Genomic DNA, 14,097 nt, shown 5'->3' with positions numbered 1-14,097 from the left:
GCCGATGCGGACGCCGGTGTCCGGTTCGTAGCGTAGGTGTTGTGGCCGCGAGTTCCGCGGCCGCGACAACCGTCCGACGAATCGGGGAGAGAACAGAGATGAACGGCCTTTATCGTCCGCGCCGCGGCCGCATGATCGCGGGCGTCTGCGCGGGCCTCGCGCAACGGTTCGGTATGTCGCCGTTGACCGTACGGGTCCTGTTCCTGCTGTCGTGCCTGCTGCCGGGCCCGCAGTTCGTCGTCTACCTCGTGCTCTGGGTCATGATGCCGAACGAGGACCGCCACCTCGCGGGCGCGCGGTAACACAAGATCAACCGATAGCGCTCGACCAGGCCCGCCCGGGGGTGTTAGATCGTGGCACCAGCTTTCCCGGGAGGGAGGGAGCCGCGGTGCCAGCGGAGGGCGGACCGGGGCCGGGCCGGGATTCCGGCGAGGTTCCCAGCGAGGTTCCCGGCGGGATTCCGGGCGGTGCTCCGGACGGCCGCGACGCCGAGCACGCGGCGCGGCTGCTGCGCTACCTGCGCGACCTCGCGCAGGCGCGGCGCCGTCCGGCCCGCGACCTGTCCGGGCACGACCACGTCCACTGGCTGTGCGAGCTGCCCGGCGACGTCTACGTCGAGACGGACGCCGGGCCCGGCGACGTGCTGTTCAGCGTCCCGGTCATCCCGCTGACGCCGCCCGTCGTGCTGGAGGAGTTCGACGGCTGGCTCGCGCTCCGCAACTGGTACCGGATCCTGCGCGAGCTGTCCGGGCAGGAGGTCGTGCTCGCGACCGGGCTGCTGTCGTGGCGGCCCGCCGTGCACGACCACCTGCTGAACACGCCCGTCCGCATCGTGGTCGACGACCGGACCGAGCGCATCGACGTCGTCCTCGCCGGGCACACGACGCTGCGCGACCGGGAGCTGCTGGCCGGGCATCCCGTCTACCGCCCCGCCGGGTGGGTGGCGGACGCCGTCCAGGCCGGGCAGGGCTTCGGGCTCAACGCCTCGACCGGGGACGTGCTGCGCAAATGGTGCTCGGTCGCGCTGTCCGCCCCCGCCGACTTCCGCGAGGACTGGACGCCCGACCCGGGCGCGCCCTCGCCGGTGCCGCGGGTCAGGCTCGCGCCCGCGCTCGTCGTCCGGCCGCCGGGGCGGGCCGCCGTCGCCGACTACCACGCCCGGCTGCTCGGGCTGCTGGTGCGCGGCGTCCCGGACGGCCTCGCCCGGCTCGTCACGCCGGGCCGCCGCCCGCACGTCATGCACGTCCCGGAACGCGCGCCGGAGACCGTCCCCGACCTGCTCGCCGGGCTGCTCCAGCGCGGGCACCGCGTGCTCGTCGCGACGTCCGGCGCGGCCGCGTCGGGCGCGCTGCGCGCCGCGCTCCCGCCCGGCCTCGCGGGCCTCACCGTCGCCGACCCGGCCACGGCCGGACGGGTCGCCGACGGCGTCCGCGCCCGCGCCGCGGAACCCGCCCCCGACCTCGACGCGCTCGCCGCGAAGGAGCGGGAGGCGGCCCGCCGGGTCGCGGAGATCGGCGAGCGCGTGCGCAGCGGCGACGCGGACGCCCCCGAGCAGCGGCCGGACGAGCGGCTGCGCGGCGAGGCGCCCGAACTGTCGTGGCTGCCGGTCCGCGACGACATGCCCGCGGGCCCGCCGATCTCCCGCGCGGAGGCGGCGGAGCTGGTCGTCCTGCTCGCGGAGGAGACGCCCGAGCGCAAGGCCCGCACCGAGCAGCGCGACGTCGACCCGGGCGCGCTGCCGAGCGCCGCCTACGTCCGGACGCTGATCGACGCCGAGTCCGCCGCCGCCGAGCGCGCCGAGCGGTCCAGGACCGACCTGTCCCGGCGGCTGCGGGACGCCGACGTCACGCTCCTCGCCCGGCTCGACGGCAACGCCTCCGTGGTCCAGGCGGCGCTGCGCGACCTCGGCCTGGACGGGCACCCGGGCGGCTGGAACTCCGCCGACCTCGCCGTCCGCGCGTTCGGCGACGCGCTCGCCGGGCGCCGCCCGCTGATCTGGTCGCGGGTCGCGGAGATGACCGCCCGCGCCCAGTGGGCCGAGCGCGCCCTCGGCGAGCTGCGCGGACACCGGATCGAGCTGCCGCCGGGCGCCGACCTGCGCGCGGTCGCCGCCGCCGCGCACGAGCTGGGCGGCCACCTCGCGGGCGGCGGGACGCTCAAGCGCGGACCGCTGCGCTCCGCCGCGCAGCGCCAGGCGGAGCCGCTGCTCGCCGCCGTGACCGTGGACGGCGCGGCGCCGGCGACGGCGGAGGCGCTCGGCCTCCTGCACACCGACCTCATGGTGCGGATCACCTGCCGCGAACTCCAGTACGTGTGGGAGGCGGCGGGCATCTCCTTCCCCGCCGACCTGCCGCCGGGCGAGCGCGTCGCCCGGTTCCTGCGGGCGCACGCGCGGCTCGGCCGCGTCCTGGAGGCGATGCCCGCCGTGGAGAAGACGAAGGGGCTGCTGGAGCGGAACGGGCTCGCCGTCCCGCTCGGGCACCCGGTGCAGTGGCACGGGTACGCGTCCTCGCTGCAGAACGCGCTGGAGGGGCTCGGCGTCAACCGCGCCGCCGCCGACCTCGACGCGCTGCGCGACTCGATCGGGCCCACCGTCCCCGGCGACCCGCCCGAACTGCGCGCCGCGCTCGCCGCGATCGACGACCGCGACGCCGCCGCCTACGGCCGCGCGCTCGGCGCGCTCGCCGAGGCCAGGCACGAGCGGTCGCTGCAGATCCGCTGCGAGGAACTGCTCGCCCGGGTGCGGGCCGTGCATCCCGACCTCGCGCACCTGATGATCGCCACCGACGGCGACCCCGCCTGGCACGACCGCGCCCGGCGCTGGGACGAGGCGTGGGCCTGGGCCCGGACCGCCGCCCGCAGGCTCGCCGAGCGGAGCGTCCCGGAGGCGGACCGGCTCCGCGAGGCGCTCGCCGAGGCCGAGGCGCGGCTCGCCGACGTCCGCGCCGACCTCGCCGCCGCCCGCGCCTGGACGGCCGCCCGCGAGAACCCGCCCGCGTCCAGCGACATCCCCGCCTGGATCCTGCCGCTCTGGCGCGTCCCGGAGGCGCTGCCGCCCGTCCCCGACTCGTTCGACGTCGTGATCGTGGACGGCGAGCACGAGGCGGGCGCGGAGGCCCTCTTCCTGCTCTGGCTCGCCCCCCGGATCATCCTCGTAGGACCACCGGGCCCCGCGCTCCCACCGCTGGAGGGCCCGCCCCCGTCCACCTTGCTCCCCGCCCACCTGCACAACGTGATCACCCCGACCGCGCCGCTGTTCACCGCCCTGACCACCGAGCCCGCGGACATCCCCGACCCGGCACCCCCGGCCCCGCCCACACAGCCACCGCCGCCCACACAGCCACCGCCGCCCGCGCGACCTCCGCAGCCCCCGAAGCCCCCGCAGCCCGCAGAGCCTGCGCAGTCCGCACGGTCCACGCAACCCATGCAACCCACGCCACCAACACCGCCCGCGCAGTCTGTACGGCCTCCGCAGCCCGCCCAACCAGCGCAACCAGCGCGACCTCCACAGCCCGCGCAACCCTCGCAGCCTCCGCAGTCCGCGCGGCCTTCGCGATCCGTGGAGGGTGGTTCGGGTGCTCGGGAGGAGTCGGGTGGTGGGGGGCGTGAGCTGCCGCCTCGGCGGTTGGATGCGCCGCGTGTCGGGCGGGCGGAGGGGAGCGCGCCCGCGTCGGGGAGCGGTCCGCCGCCTCGGCGGCTGGACGCGCCGGGACGTCGGACGCCGCCGCCAGCCGAGGAGCCGTCCACGCAGACCCGTCCGGACGTCCCGGCGATCTGGGGGCAGCCGGGACCCCCGGCCCGCAAAGAGCCGCCGCCCGACGCTCCAGCGCAGGTCAAGCGCGGGCGGTCGATCGTCACCTACAAGCGTCCCGAGCTGGTCGAGATCGTCGGACGCATCGCCGCGCGCGAACCGGACCTCACCGACGAGCAGATCGTCGAGCTGGTCACCCGGCTGCTCGGCTGTCCGGACGACGAGGCGCTCCTCGTCGGCGCCCGCCTCCGCTACGCCGTGGAGGCGTACCGGGAGCAGCAGGCCGGGTCCGGCTAGACGGCAGGGGAATAGAGCATTCCGTTCTGGTATCGTAGAACGGAATGCTTTGTTCCTGTCTTAGGGGGTCGTGATGCGGACGCTGGATCGACGGACGCTCAACCGGGCGGCGCTGGAGCGGCAGCACCTCCTGGAGCGGGCCGACATGTCCGCGCTGGACGCCGTCCGGCATCTCGTCGCGCTCCAGGCGCAGGAGAACAACGTCCCCTACTACACGCTCTGGACGCGGCTGGCGGGCTTCCGGCGCGACGACCTCACCGACCTCATGACCGGACGGCACGTCGTACGCGGGTCGATCCTCCGGGGGACGCAGCACATGGCCCTCTCCGACGACTACCTGTGGCTGCGGCCGCTCGTCCAGGAGAGGATCCTCAGCGCGCGGCAGGCCGCGTTCGGCCGCGCCACCCGGGACTGGGACCTCGACGAGCTGGCCGCCGCGGCGCGCGAACTCCTGGAGGGCGAGGTCATGACCCGTCCGCAGCTCGCGAAGAGGCTCGCCGAGACGTGGCCGGGCCGTGACCGGACGGCCATCGGCTGGACGGTCCAGGCGCTGCTGTCCGTCGTCCACCCGCCGCCCAGCGGGACGTGGAACGTCGGCGGCGCCACGCCGTTCGCGCTCGCGGAGGAGTGGATCGGCAGGTCGTTCCAGCAGTCCGGGCCGGAGCGGCTGGTCCGCCGCTACCTGGCGTCGTTCGGGCCCGCGTCCGTCAAGGACTTCCAGATCTGGTCCGGTCTGCGCCGGATGGCCGAGGTCTTCGACGAACTGCGCCCCGACCTGCGCGTCTACCAGGACGAGAACGGCGTGGAGCTCTTCGACCTCCCCGACGCCCGACTGCCGGACGGAGAGGGCGACGCCCCCGTCCGGTTCCTGCCGGGGTTCGACAACCTCGTCCTCGCCTACGCCGACCGCACCCGCCTGATGACGGACGAGCACCGCAAGCTCGTCTGCGTCGGGTCGGAGACCAAGCCGACGCTCCTCGTGGACGGGCGCGTCCACGGCCTGTGGACGCTCAAGCGCGACCGGAAGGCGGGCCGCGCCGTCCTGACCGTCGAGGCGTTCGCGCCCATCCCGGACGAGCGGGCCGTCGAGGCGGAGGCGGCGAGCCTCCTGGAGTTCACCGACCCCGACGCCGCGCACGAGGTGCATCTCACCGCCTGGACGGGGTGACCTCGCGGAATGGCGACGGTGGACCCCGGGGATTACCCGATCCCCGGGGCCCGGAAGCCGTCGAATGCACCCACCGTCGATGAACAGGCGCCGGGTCAGTTTTCCTTCGCCGCGCTCTTCCGTTGAGCTACCGCAGCACGAGAGCTGCGGGTCAGATTCGAACTGACAACTACGGGAAAGACCGGTCGCCTCCGCCGGTGGGGAACGGCGAATGCTGAGTCTGGAGCGATAGTCTGAGCTTGCGTATTCAGACTGAGCGTCATCCTCAGCTTTCCGCGCCCACAGGGACGCGGCCCCCCGCGCTCCAGCGGGGGAGTCTCGGGTTACGCGAACAGGTACGCGAAGACGGCGTCGCCGACCTGCCGGTCGTCGACCTCCGCCGTGTTGGCCTCCTCACGCGCGTACTTCACCGCGGCCAGCAGCCGGTCCACGCGGTCGCGCAGCTCGTTCAGGCGGCGCGCGGGCAGCGCGCCGGAGAACGCGACCTTCGTCCAGGTGCCGACGATCACGTCCTCGGTGAACGTCTCGACCTGGGCCGGGTGCTTCTCGGTCGCCTCGTAGAGGACGTGGGCCCGCGGGACCTTCTTCGTCCGGGACGTCTCGACCGGCGCGGCGCGCCACACGTCCTGGCTCTCGTCGTAGCTCCACGACTCGGACGCGTCCAGGACGGGCAGGTTGTCGAGGACCGCGTGCAGCTCGTTGAGCTGCTTCTCCAGGAACAGCAGGTAGGTGACCGGGACTCCGGTCAGGATCGGCCTGCCGTCGACGACGACGTCGGCGCTCGCCTCGCGGTTCGCCCAGTCCTTCGTGGCGACCACGTCGAACAGCCGGGTGAGCGTCTTCGAGACGTCGCGGAGCGCGTCCTCCGACTTCACCTGGACCTTGGTGGACTCCGGCGGAAGGGTCTCGCCCTCGTCGTCCTTCGGACGGTACACGCGGGAGATGCCCGACAGCAGCACCGGCTTCTGGAGCAGCCGCAGAACGTCCGCCACCTCGCGCTGGGCGCGGCCCTTCACGCCTTTCTCAATGGCGATGATCTGGTTGAGCTTTGCCATGGTCATCTCACCTTCTCCCGTCAGGAACATGGTCAACGCTACGGACGCCCGGCGAATATCCATAATGGTTTTCCGGCGGAACGGCCGCCCAGTGTCAGACGAAGTCTGTACAAATGTCGGTGTGACCGAATGGGACGGGGAATCGCTGGCGCGGCTGCGCGCCGCCGCACACCGCGGGGACGGACGTGACGGGCTCGGCGCGCTGCGCGGACGGCCGCTCGCCCCGGTGCTGCAATACGCGGGCGACGTGCTCGTCTTCGCGCTGACCGAGCCCTACGCCGAGCCAGATGCGGAGCGGCTCGCCCGCGCCTGCCTCGACGCGCTGGACTCACGCGGCCTGCCGGGCGACGCCGAACTGGCCGCCGACCTCGCCGCCGCGCTCGGGTCGCGCCCGGCGCCGCCGCTCGTCCCGCTGCCCGCCGACCTCGGCGCCCTGGCGGCGGCCCTGGACGGCGGCGACTCCCTCCTCGACCTGGAGCGCGGCGACGTCGTTCCCGCGGAGGAGGCCGACGACTCCGACCGCTGGCTGCCGATCCCGCCGCTGCCCCTCCCCGAGGGAGAGGACGCCCGGCGCGGCGCGGCACGCGCCTGGCTCGCCGCCCAGGGCTACCGCCCGGCCCCCCGAACGCTCTAAGAACCGGGGCGGACCAGCGGGAACGGGATCGTCTCGCGGATGCTCCGCCCGGTCAGCGTGATCAGCAGCCGGTCGATGCCCATGCCCATCCCGCCCGCCGGGGGCATCGCGTACTCCAGGGCGCGCAGGAAGTCCTCGTCCAGCTCCATGGCCTCCGGGTCGCCGCCCGCCGCCTGGAGCGACTGCTCGGTGAGGCGCTGCCGCTGCAGGATCGGGTCGATCAGCTCCGAGTAGGCGGTGCCGAGCTCCATCCCGAAGACGATCAGGTCCCACTTCTCGGCGAGGCGCGGGTCGGCGCGGTGCGGCCGGGTCAGCGGGGACGTCTCGGCCGGGTAGTCCCGGACGAACGTCGGCGCGGTCAGCGTCCCCTCGACCAGCGCCTCGAACAGCTCCTGGACGATCTTCCCCTGCCCCCACTGCGGGTCGGCGTTCAGCCCGCACCGCTCGGCGTACCCGCGCGTGACTGGGGCCGGCGTGTCCGGGGTGACCTCCTCGCCCAGCGCCTCCGACACCGACTCGTACACGGTGATCTGCCGCCACGGCTCCGCGAGGTCGTGCTCCGCCCCGTCCCGGACGACGACCGTGGTGCCGAGCGCGGCCCGCGCCGCGTCCGTCACGAGGGAGCGGGTCAGCTCCGCCATCGTGTCGTAGTCGCCGTACGGCTCGTACGCCTCCAGCATCGTGAACTCGGGGTTGTGCTTCGGCGAGACGCCCTCGTTGCGGAAGTTGCGGTTCAGCTCGAAGACGCGCCCGGCCCCGCCGACGAGCAGTCGCTTCAGGTACAGCTCGGGCGCGATCCGCAGGTAGAGCTGAAGGTTGTAGGCGTTCATCCGGGTGGTGAACGGGCGCGCGGCGGCGCCGCCGTGGACGGGCTGGAGCATCGGCGTCTCGACTTCGAGGTAGCCGCGCTCGCGCAGGCCGTCCCGGACGGCGGCGATCGCGTCGCCGCGGACCCGCAGCATCCGGCGCGCCTCGTCGTTGACGATGAAGTCGACGTAGCGCTGCCGCACCCGGGCCTCCGGGTCGGACAGCCCGGTGCTCTTGTTCGGCAGCGGCCGCAGGCACTTGGCGGCGAGCTTCCACGACTCGGCGCGCACCGACAGCTCGCCGCGCCGGGACGTCACGACCTCGCCGCTCACCCCGACCTGGTCGCCGAGGTCGATCAGCTTCTTCCAGTGCCGCAGCGACTCGTCGCCGAGCGCGTCCGCGGTCAGCATGACCTGGAGGTCGGCGGTCTCGTCGCGCAGCGTGACGAAGATCAGCCTGCCGTGCTCGCGGGCGAGGACGACCCGGCCGGCGACCGAGACGCGCTCCCCGGTGTGGGCGTCCGGCGCGAGGCCGGCGAACCGCTCGCGGATCCCGGCGGCGAAGTCGGTGCGCTCGAAGCCGAGCGCGTACGGCTCCATCCCGGCGGCGCGGATCTCGTCCAGCTTGGCGTGCCGGACCCGCTCCTGCTCCGACAGCCGGCGCTGCGGCGCGCGGGCGGCGTCGGCCGCGTCCTCGATCTCCTTGATCCGCTGGACGAGGTCGGCGGACGGGACCATCGCGGCGGCGCGGTCCAGCTTCGGCCGGTTCAGGTTCGGCAGGAACCCCTCGGCGCGGGCGTAGGCGAGCCCGAGCCGCAGGACGTCCCGGCTGTGCGTGTAGCAGACGTAGCGCGGCCGCCAGTGCGGCAGGTACTTGGAGTTCGCCAGGTACAGCGATTCGAGCTGCCAGAACTTCGACGCGAACGACAGGAACCGGTAGTAGAGCCGCGCGACCGGCCCGGCGCCGATCGACGAGCCCTGCGCGAACGCCTTGCGCAGCATCGCGAAGTTCAGCGAGAGCTGCTGCGCGCCTACCGCCGCCGCCTTCTCCGCGAGCTTCGCGACCATGTACTCGTTCAGGCCGTTCTCCGCGAGCCGGTCGCGGCGCATCAGGTCGAGCGACAGCCCCGTCCGCCCCCACGGGACGAAGCTGAGCAGCCCGCGCAGCTCGCCCTCCGCGTCGAACGCCTCGACCATGACGCAGCGGCCGTCGGTCGGGTCGCCGAGGCGGCCGAGCGCCATCGAGAAGCCGCGCTCGGTGTCGTCGCCGCGCCAGGCGTCCGCGCTGCGGATGAGCTTCGCCATCTCCCACGCCGGGATCTGCGAGTGCCGCCTGATCCGCACGCTGTACCCGGCCCGCTCCACCCGCCGGACGGCCTGCCGGACCTGCCGCATCTCCCGTCCGTCCAGGTTGAAGTCGGTCAGGTCGATGATCGCCTCGTCGCCGAGTTCGAGGGCGTCGAAGCCGTGCCGCCGGTAGATGTGCGCGGCGCGCTCCCCGACGCTGACCGCGCCCGGGATCCAGGCGTGCTCGCGGCACTCCGCGAGCCACGCCTCGATCGCCTGGTCCCACGACTCGGGGTCGCCGAGCGGGTCGCCGCTGGCGAGCGAGACCGATCCCTCCACCCGGTAGGCGATGGCGGCCTTGCCGTTCGGCGCGACCATGATGTCCTTGTCGCGGCGCAGCGCGAAGTAGCCGAGGGAGTCCTGGTCGCCGTACTCGGCGAGCAGCGCGCGGGCGGCGAGCTCCGCCCCGGGGTCCAGGACGGGGTCGCGCCGCCCCGGCTTGAACAGCGCCCAGAACGTGACGAGCAGCAGCCCGGTGCCGAGCACCCAGAGGATCGCGTCCACCGCGAACGGGACGTTCACATTGATCGGCTTGCCGCTGACGCGCGGCCCGAGGACGGTCTGCGAGATCGCGTAGAGCGGGTGCGTCCACAGGTCGCCGTGCCGGTTCCGGTCGGTCATGTTGACCAGCAGCGTGCCGATCCCGAGGGTCACGATCAGCGTGCCGATGAACACCAGCGTGGCGAGCCTGCGGTTCGCGCGGTCCGGCAGCGTGGTGAACTGCCCGCGCGCGGAGATCAGCAGGACGAGCACCGCGAGGTAGACGCCCGCGCTGACGATCAGGCCGATCGGAGTCGGCTTCGCCGGGCTGATCAGCGTGGTCAGCAGCGCCGTCACGCCGAGGGCGGTGGGCAGGCAGAAGATCGCCACTAGGATCCGCCAGGCGGCCTTCTTGCGCCGCCTGATGCCCATCGACAGCAGGATCCACACGAGCCCGATGGGCACGCTCGGGAACCAGCCGAGATAGCCGATCCAGCGCAACGCCCAGATATCGGCTATCTCAAGGATGAGACCATAGGAGACCCACGCGAGGAGCGAGAGGATCCCGGAGAGGCGCGTGTACCAGAAGAAGATCGTCGGTGCGGCCTGGATCAGCCGTCCCCATTCGCCGCGCAGGCCGCCGCGCGGCGCGCGGGGATCGTGCGGTTCCCGTCCCGGCGCGTTCCCCCGGTCGCCGTGCGGTGCTGCCTTCTTATTCGTCACGGGTGTCACGTCCACCACGCTTCCGTCGGCGCGTGCCCGTCCGGCGGCGAACCTCAAGGTGGGGCCGGACGTCGTACGAGTAGGGGGATGTGGCTTGCAAGCTCGGTCCAAGGTTGTCAGCAAAAGTCGATATGGTCGCGGATATGCCAAATGAACCCACCGGTGAGCGGTTGCTCGCCCGCCGCTACCGCCTGGTGACCCAGGTCGGCCGGGGCGGCATGGGGACGGTCTGGCAGGCACACGATGAGGTCCTCGGTCGTGACGTTGCGGTGAAGGAGGTCATCCTCCCGCATGGTCTCACCGATGAGGAGCGCGCCGTCCACCACAAGCGCACGTTCCGTGAGGCGCGCACCGCGGCCCGGCTCGGCCACCCCGGCGTCGTCACCGTCTACGACGTCGTCGAGGAGGACGACCGCCCCTGGATCATCATGGAGCTCATCCGGGCGCGCTCCCTCGACCAGGTGATCAAGCAGGAGGGCCCGCTGGAGGCCCGCCGCGCCGCGGAGATCGGCCGGCAGATGCTCGCCGCGCTGCACGCCGCGCACGAGGCCGGCGTCCTGCACCGCGACGTCAAGCCCAGCAACGTGCTCATCACCGGCACCGGGCGCATGGGCGAGCGCGCCGTGCTCACCGACTTCGGCATCGCGACCGCGTCCGGCGACGCCACCCTCACGCAGACGGGCCTGGTCATGGGCTCGCCCGCCTATATCGCGCCCGAGCGTGCGCGCGGGCGTGTCGCGGGGCCCGCGTCCGACCTGTGGTCGCTCGGCGTGACCCTGTACGCGATGCTGCACGGCAAGTCGCCGTTCGAGCGTCCCGAGCCGATGGCCGCGCTGGTCGCGGTCATCTCCGAGGAGCCCGACGCGCCGGAGAAGGGCGGCCGGCTCATCCCGGTCATCGAGGGGCTGCTCCACAAGAACCCCGACCAGCGGATGGGGGCCATCGAGGCGGGCGCGCTGCTGGACGACATCGTCCGCCAGGAGACCATCGACACGCAGCGCACGATGGCCGTCGAGTACACGGCCGACGACCTCCCGCCCGTCCCCGGCCACGGCTCCGGCTCGCCCGCCGAGACCGTCGTCGAGCCGCCCTCCGGCGAGGCGGCGGGCGGCCGTCCCGACCAGCTGACCAGCTTCGACCTCCCGTCCGGCGCCGCCGCGTCCGGGCCCGCGACGGCGGGCAAGGCGGGCAAGGCGGGGAAGGCAGGCAAGACGGGCAAGGCGGGGCCGAACGAGACCACGCCCGACCCCGACCGCGTGTCGTCCTGGCGGGCCTCCGGCCCCCGGACCGAGCCCGTCGGCAGCACGATGCCCACCCGCCGCGGGGCGCTCAAGCACGGGCCGGGCGGCCACGGCAAGGCCGACCACGGCGCGGGCAACCACGGCGCGGTCGACCACGGCTCGGTCGACCACGGCGCCGTCGATCACGAGGGGACGCACTTCCCGCCCACGACGCACGGTGGCGGCGGCGGGCGTCCGGTGCTCGCCTCCAACCGCAACGTGCTGATCGTGGCGGCGGTGGTGCTGGTGATCATCATGGTCGTCGCCGGGATCGCGCTGGCGAGCGGCGGCGGCGACAAGGGCGGCGAGCGGGCCCGCAAGGAGGGCGCGACCACCCCGGCGACCGGCGTCAAGGGCTCGTCCGCGCCGCCGGCCTCGGCGAAGCCGACCGGCACGCCGGGCGTCAGCGTCCCCGCCGGATACCGGACGCACAAGGACCGCAGCGGCTACAGCCTCGCCGTCCCGGAGAAGTGGACGGGCCCCGAGCGCAGGAACGGCGGCGACTTCTACTACGCGCCCGGCCGCCGGACCTACATCCAGATCGACCAGACCGACGATCCCGGCAAGAGCGCGATCGGCGACTGGCGGCGGCAGGAGCGCGGCGGGTCCGGCTTCCGCGGCTACGAGAAGATCGACATCAGGCCGACCGGCGACCACCCGCCCGTCCCCGACACGGGGAAGGGCAAGAAGTCGGCCGACTGGGAGTTCACCTTCGACGGGGACGGCGGCCGCATGCACATCCTGAACCGCGGCTTCGTCGCGAACGGGCACGGCTACGCGATCCTGCTCTGCGCGCCCGACGCGGACTGGGGCAAGGTCCACGCCGACCTGCAGCCCGTCTACCGCCTCTTCACGCCCGCGGGCGACTGATGGAGGGGCGCGTCCTCGCCGGTCGGTACCGGCTGGAGTCCGTGGTCGGACGCGGCGGCATGGGCACCGTGTGGCGGGCCCGCGACGAGACCCTCGACCGGGAGGTCGCGGTCAAGGAGGTCGTCCTGCCCGCCGGGCTGAGCGACGACGAGCGCGACAACCGGCACCGCCGCACCCTGCGGGAGGCCCGCGCGTCCGCGCGGCTGAACCACCCCGGCGTGGTGACCGTCCACGACGTCGTCGACGAGGACGGCCGCCCCTGGATCGTGATGGAGCTGGTCCGGGCCCGCTCCCTCCAGGACATCGTCGACGAGGACGGCCCGCTCCCGCCCGGCCGCGTCGCGACGATCGGCCGCCAGGTCGCGGGCGCGCTGCGCGCCGCGCACGCGATCGGCATCCTGCACCGCGACGTGAAGCCCGCGAACGTGCTCGTCGGCGATGACGACCGCGCCGTGCTCACCGACTTCGGCATCGCGCAGATGGCGGGCGACGCGACGCTCACCGCCACCGGGATGGTGATGGGCTCGCCCGCGTACATGTCGCCGGAGCGGATCAACGGCGACCCGGCGATCCCCGCCTCCGACCTGTGGGCGCTCGGCGCGACCCTCTACGCCGCGACCGAGGGTCGCGCCCCGCACCACCGCAGCGACGCGATGGCCGTGCTCGCCGCGATCATGACGCAGCCCGTCCCGCCGGCGCGGAACGCGGGGCCGCTCGCACCCGTCCTCACCGGGCTGCTCGAACGCGACCCGGTCCGGCGGACGAGCGGCGCCGAGGCCGAGGACGCGCTGACCGCGATCGCGAACGGGCACGCCGCCGGGCTGGCCGCCGTCCAGATCGCCTCGCACGAGGCCACCTCGGTGGACGGCCCCCCGATCGGGCACACGCCGACCTTCCCGCCGATGCCCGTCCCGGTGCCGGTGCCTCCGCCGCCGGACCACATGACCACGCAGTACCCGCCGGGGACCGGCGGCCAGTGGACGCCCGCCCACCCGACCGCGGCGGCCCCGAAGCGGCGGTCGGCGGTCGTCCCGGTCATCGCGGGCGCGGTCGTGGCGGCGGCGGTCCTCGCGGTCGCCGGGTACCTGCTGTGGCCGGACGGCGCGTCCGGCGGCGCGCGGGGCGCGTCCCAGTCGCCGACGGTCATCGACCAGCCGACGACGCCGCGGACGCAGGCGCCGCCGAGCACGACGCCCTCGACGCCGTCCGTCCCGCCGCGGACGCCGCTCCCGGACGGCCTGGTCCCGGCGAGCGGCGCCGGCTACACGATCGGCGTCCCGCGCGGGTGGCGGCGCTCCGCGCAGGGCAACAGCGTCGTCTGGACCGATCCCGTGACCAGCGCGTACGTCCAGGTCGACCGCACCCCGTGGACCGGCGACCCGTACGAGCACTGGGTCACCTGGGAGCGGGAGGCCATCGCGGACGGCAAGCTCAAGGGCTTCCAGCGCGTCGCGCCGATCACCAGCACCAGCGTGGCGGGGCAGCCCGCCGCCGACATCGAGTTCACCTGGTCCCGGTCGGGGGGCCTCACCCGGGCGCGCGACCGCGGTGTGATGGCGGACGGCCGGGCGTACGCTGTCATCGTCGCGGTTCCCGCGTCCCAGTGGAACGAGAACGAGACACTCGTGAAGAATGTTCTCGACACGTTCCGTCCCTCCGGGGTGGGATGACCAGCGGGGGGACCCT

8 protein-coding genes are annotated in these 14,097 nt (G+C 73.9%); 6 read left to right on the top strand and 2 right to left on the bottom strand.

The features are described 5' to 3' along the window. Window positions 1-98: 98 nt before the first annotated feature. The 3 genes from FXF65_RS33055 to FXF65_RS33045 all read left to right on the top strand — a co-directional run bounded on the left by FXF65_RS33055 (window position 99) and on the right by FXF65_RS33045 (window position 5,216). Window positions 99-302 (top strand): PspC domain-containing protein, encoded by a 204-nt coding sequence (locus FXF65_RS33055; protein ID WP_067895774.1) that lies wholly within the window; start codon window positions 99-101, stop codon window positions 300-302. An 86-nt stretch (window positions 303-388) separates the two neighbouring features. Next, window positions 389-4,048 carry a DEAD/DEAH box helicase family protein gene (locus tag FXF65_RS33050; protein ID WP_148353988.1) on the top strand — a complete coding sequence of 1,220 codons (3,660 nt, stop codon included), beginning with the start codon at window positions 389-391 and terminating at the stop codon, window positions 4,046-4,048. A 73-nt stretch (window positions 4,049-4,121) separates the two neighbouring features. Next, a complete protein-coding gene (locus tag FXF65_RS33045) occupies window positions 4,122-5,216 on the top strand; it encodes a winged helix DNA-binding domain-containing protein (RefSeq protein ID WP_148353987.1) in 1,095 nt (364 codons plus the stop codon). Window positions 5,217-5,539: 323 nt separating this feature from the next. Here the strand turns inward: FXF65_RS33045 and FXF65_RS33040 are convergent, their stop codons facing one another. Beyond that, window positions 5,540-6,271 (bottom strand): DUF7873 family protein, encoded by a 732-nt coding sequence (locus FXF65_RS33040; protein WP_148353986.1) that lies wholly within the window; start codon window positions 6,269-6,271, stop codon window positions 5,540-5,542. Window positions 6,272-6,392: 121 nt separating this feature from the next. On the opposite strand from FXF65_RS33040, the gene FXF65_RS33035 reads away from it, so the two are divergent. After that, a complete protein-coding gene (locus tag FXF65_RS33035) occupies window positions 6,393-6,905 on the top strand; it encodes a hypothetical protein (protein ID WP_148353985.1) in 513 nt (170 codons plus the stop codon). On the opposite strand, the gene lysX is transcribed toward FXF65_RS33035, so the two are convergent. After that, the gene (gene lysX / locus FXF65_RS33030; RefSeq protein ID WP_148354138.1) at window positions 6,902-10,153 is read right to left on the bottom strand and encodes a bifunctional lysylphosphatidylglycerol synthetase/lysine--tRNA ligase LysX; all 3,252 of its coding nucleotides are present in this window, start codon (window positions 10,151-10,153) and stop codon (window positions 6,902-6,904) included. The genes FXF65_RS33035 and lysX overlap by 4 nt on opposite strands. A 251-nt stretch (window positions 10,154-10,404) precedes the next feature. Between lysX and FXF65_RS45545 the strand changes: the two genes are divergently transcribed. Next, complete coding sequence (locus FXF65_RS45545) at window positions 10,405-12,411, top strand: serine/threonine-protein kinase (protein WP_246199284.1); 2,007 nt, start codon at window positions 10,405-10,407, stop codon at window positions 12,409-12,411. Further along, a complete protein-coding gene (locus FXF65_RS44080) occupies window positions 12,411-14,081 on the top strand; it encodes a serine/threonine-protein kinase (protein ID WP_187412627.1) in 1,671 nt (556 codons plus the stop codon). The genes FXF65_RS45545 and FXF65_RS44080 overlap by 1 nt, the downstream gene beginning before the upstream one ends. The last annotated feature ends 16 nt before the right edge of the window (window positions 14,082-14,097 follow it).

It is taken from the genome of Actinomadura syzygii (assembly GCF_008085905.1).
Classification (GTDB): domain Bacteria; phylum Actinomycetota; class Actinomycetes; order Streptosporangiales; family Streptosporangiaceae; genus Spirillospora; species Spirillospora syzygii.
This window is presented reverse-complemented; position numbering and strand designations above follow the sequence as displayed.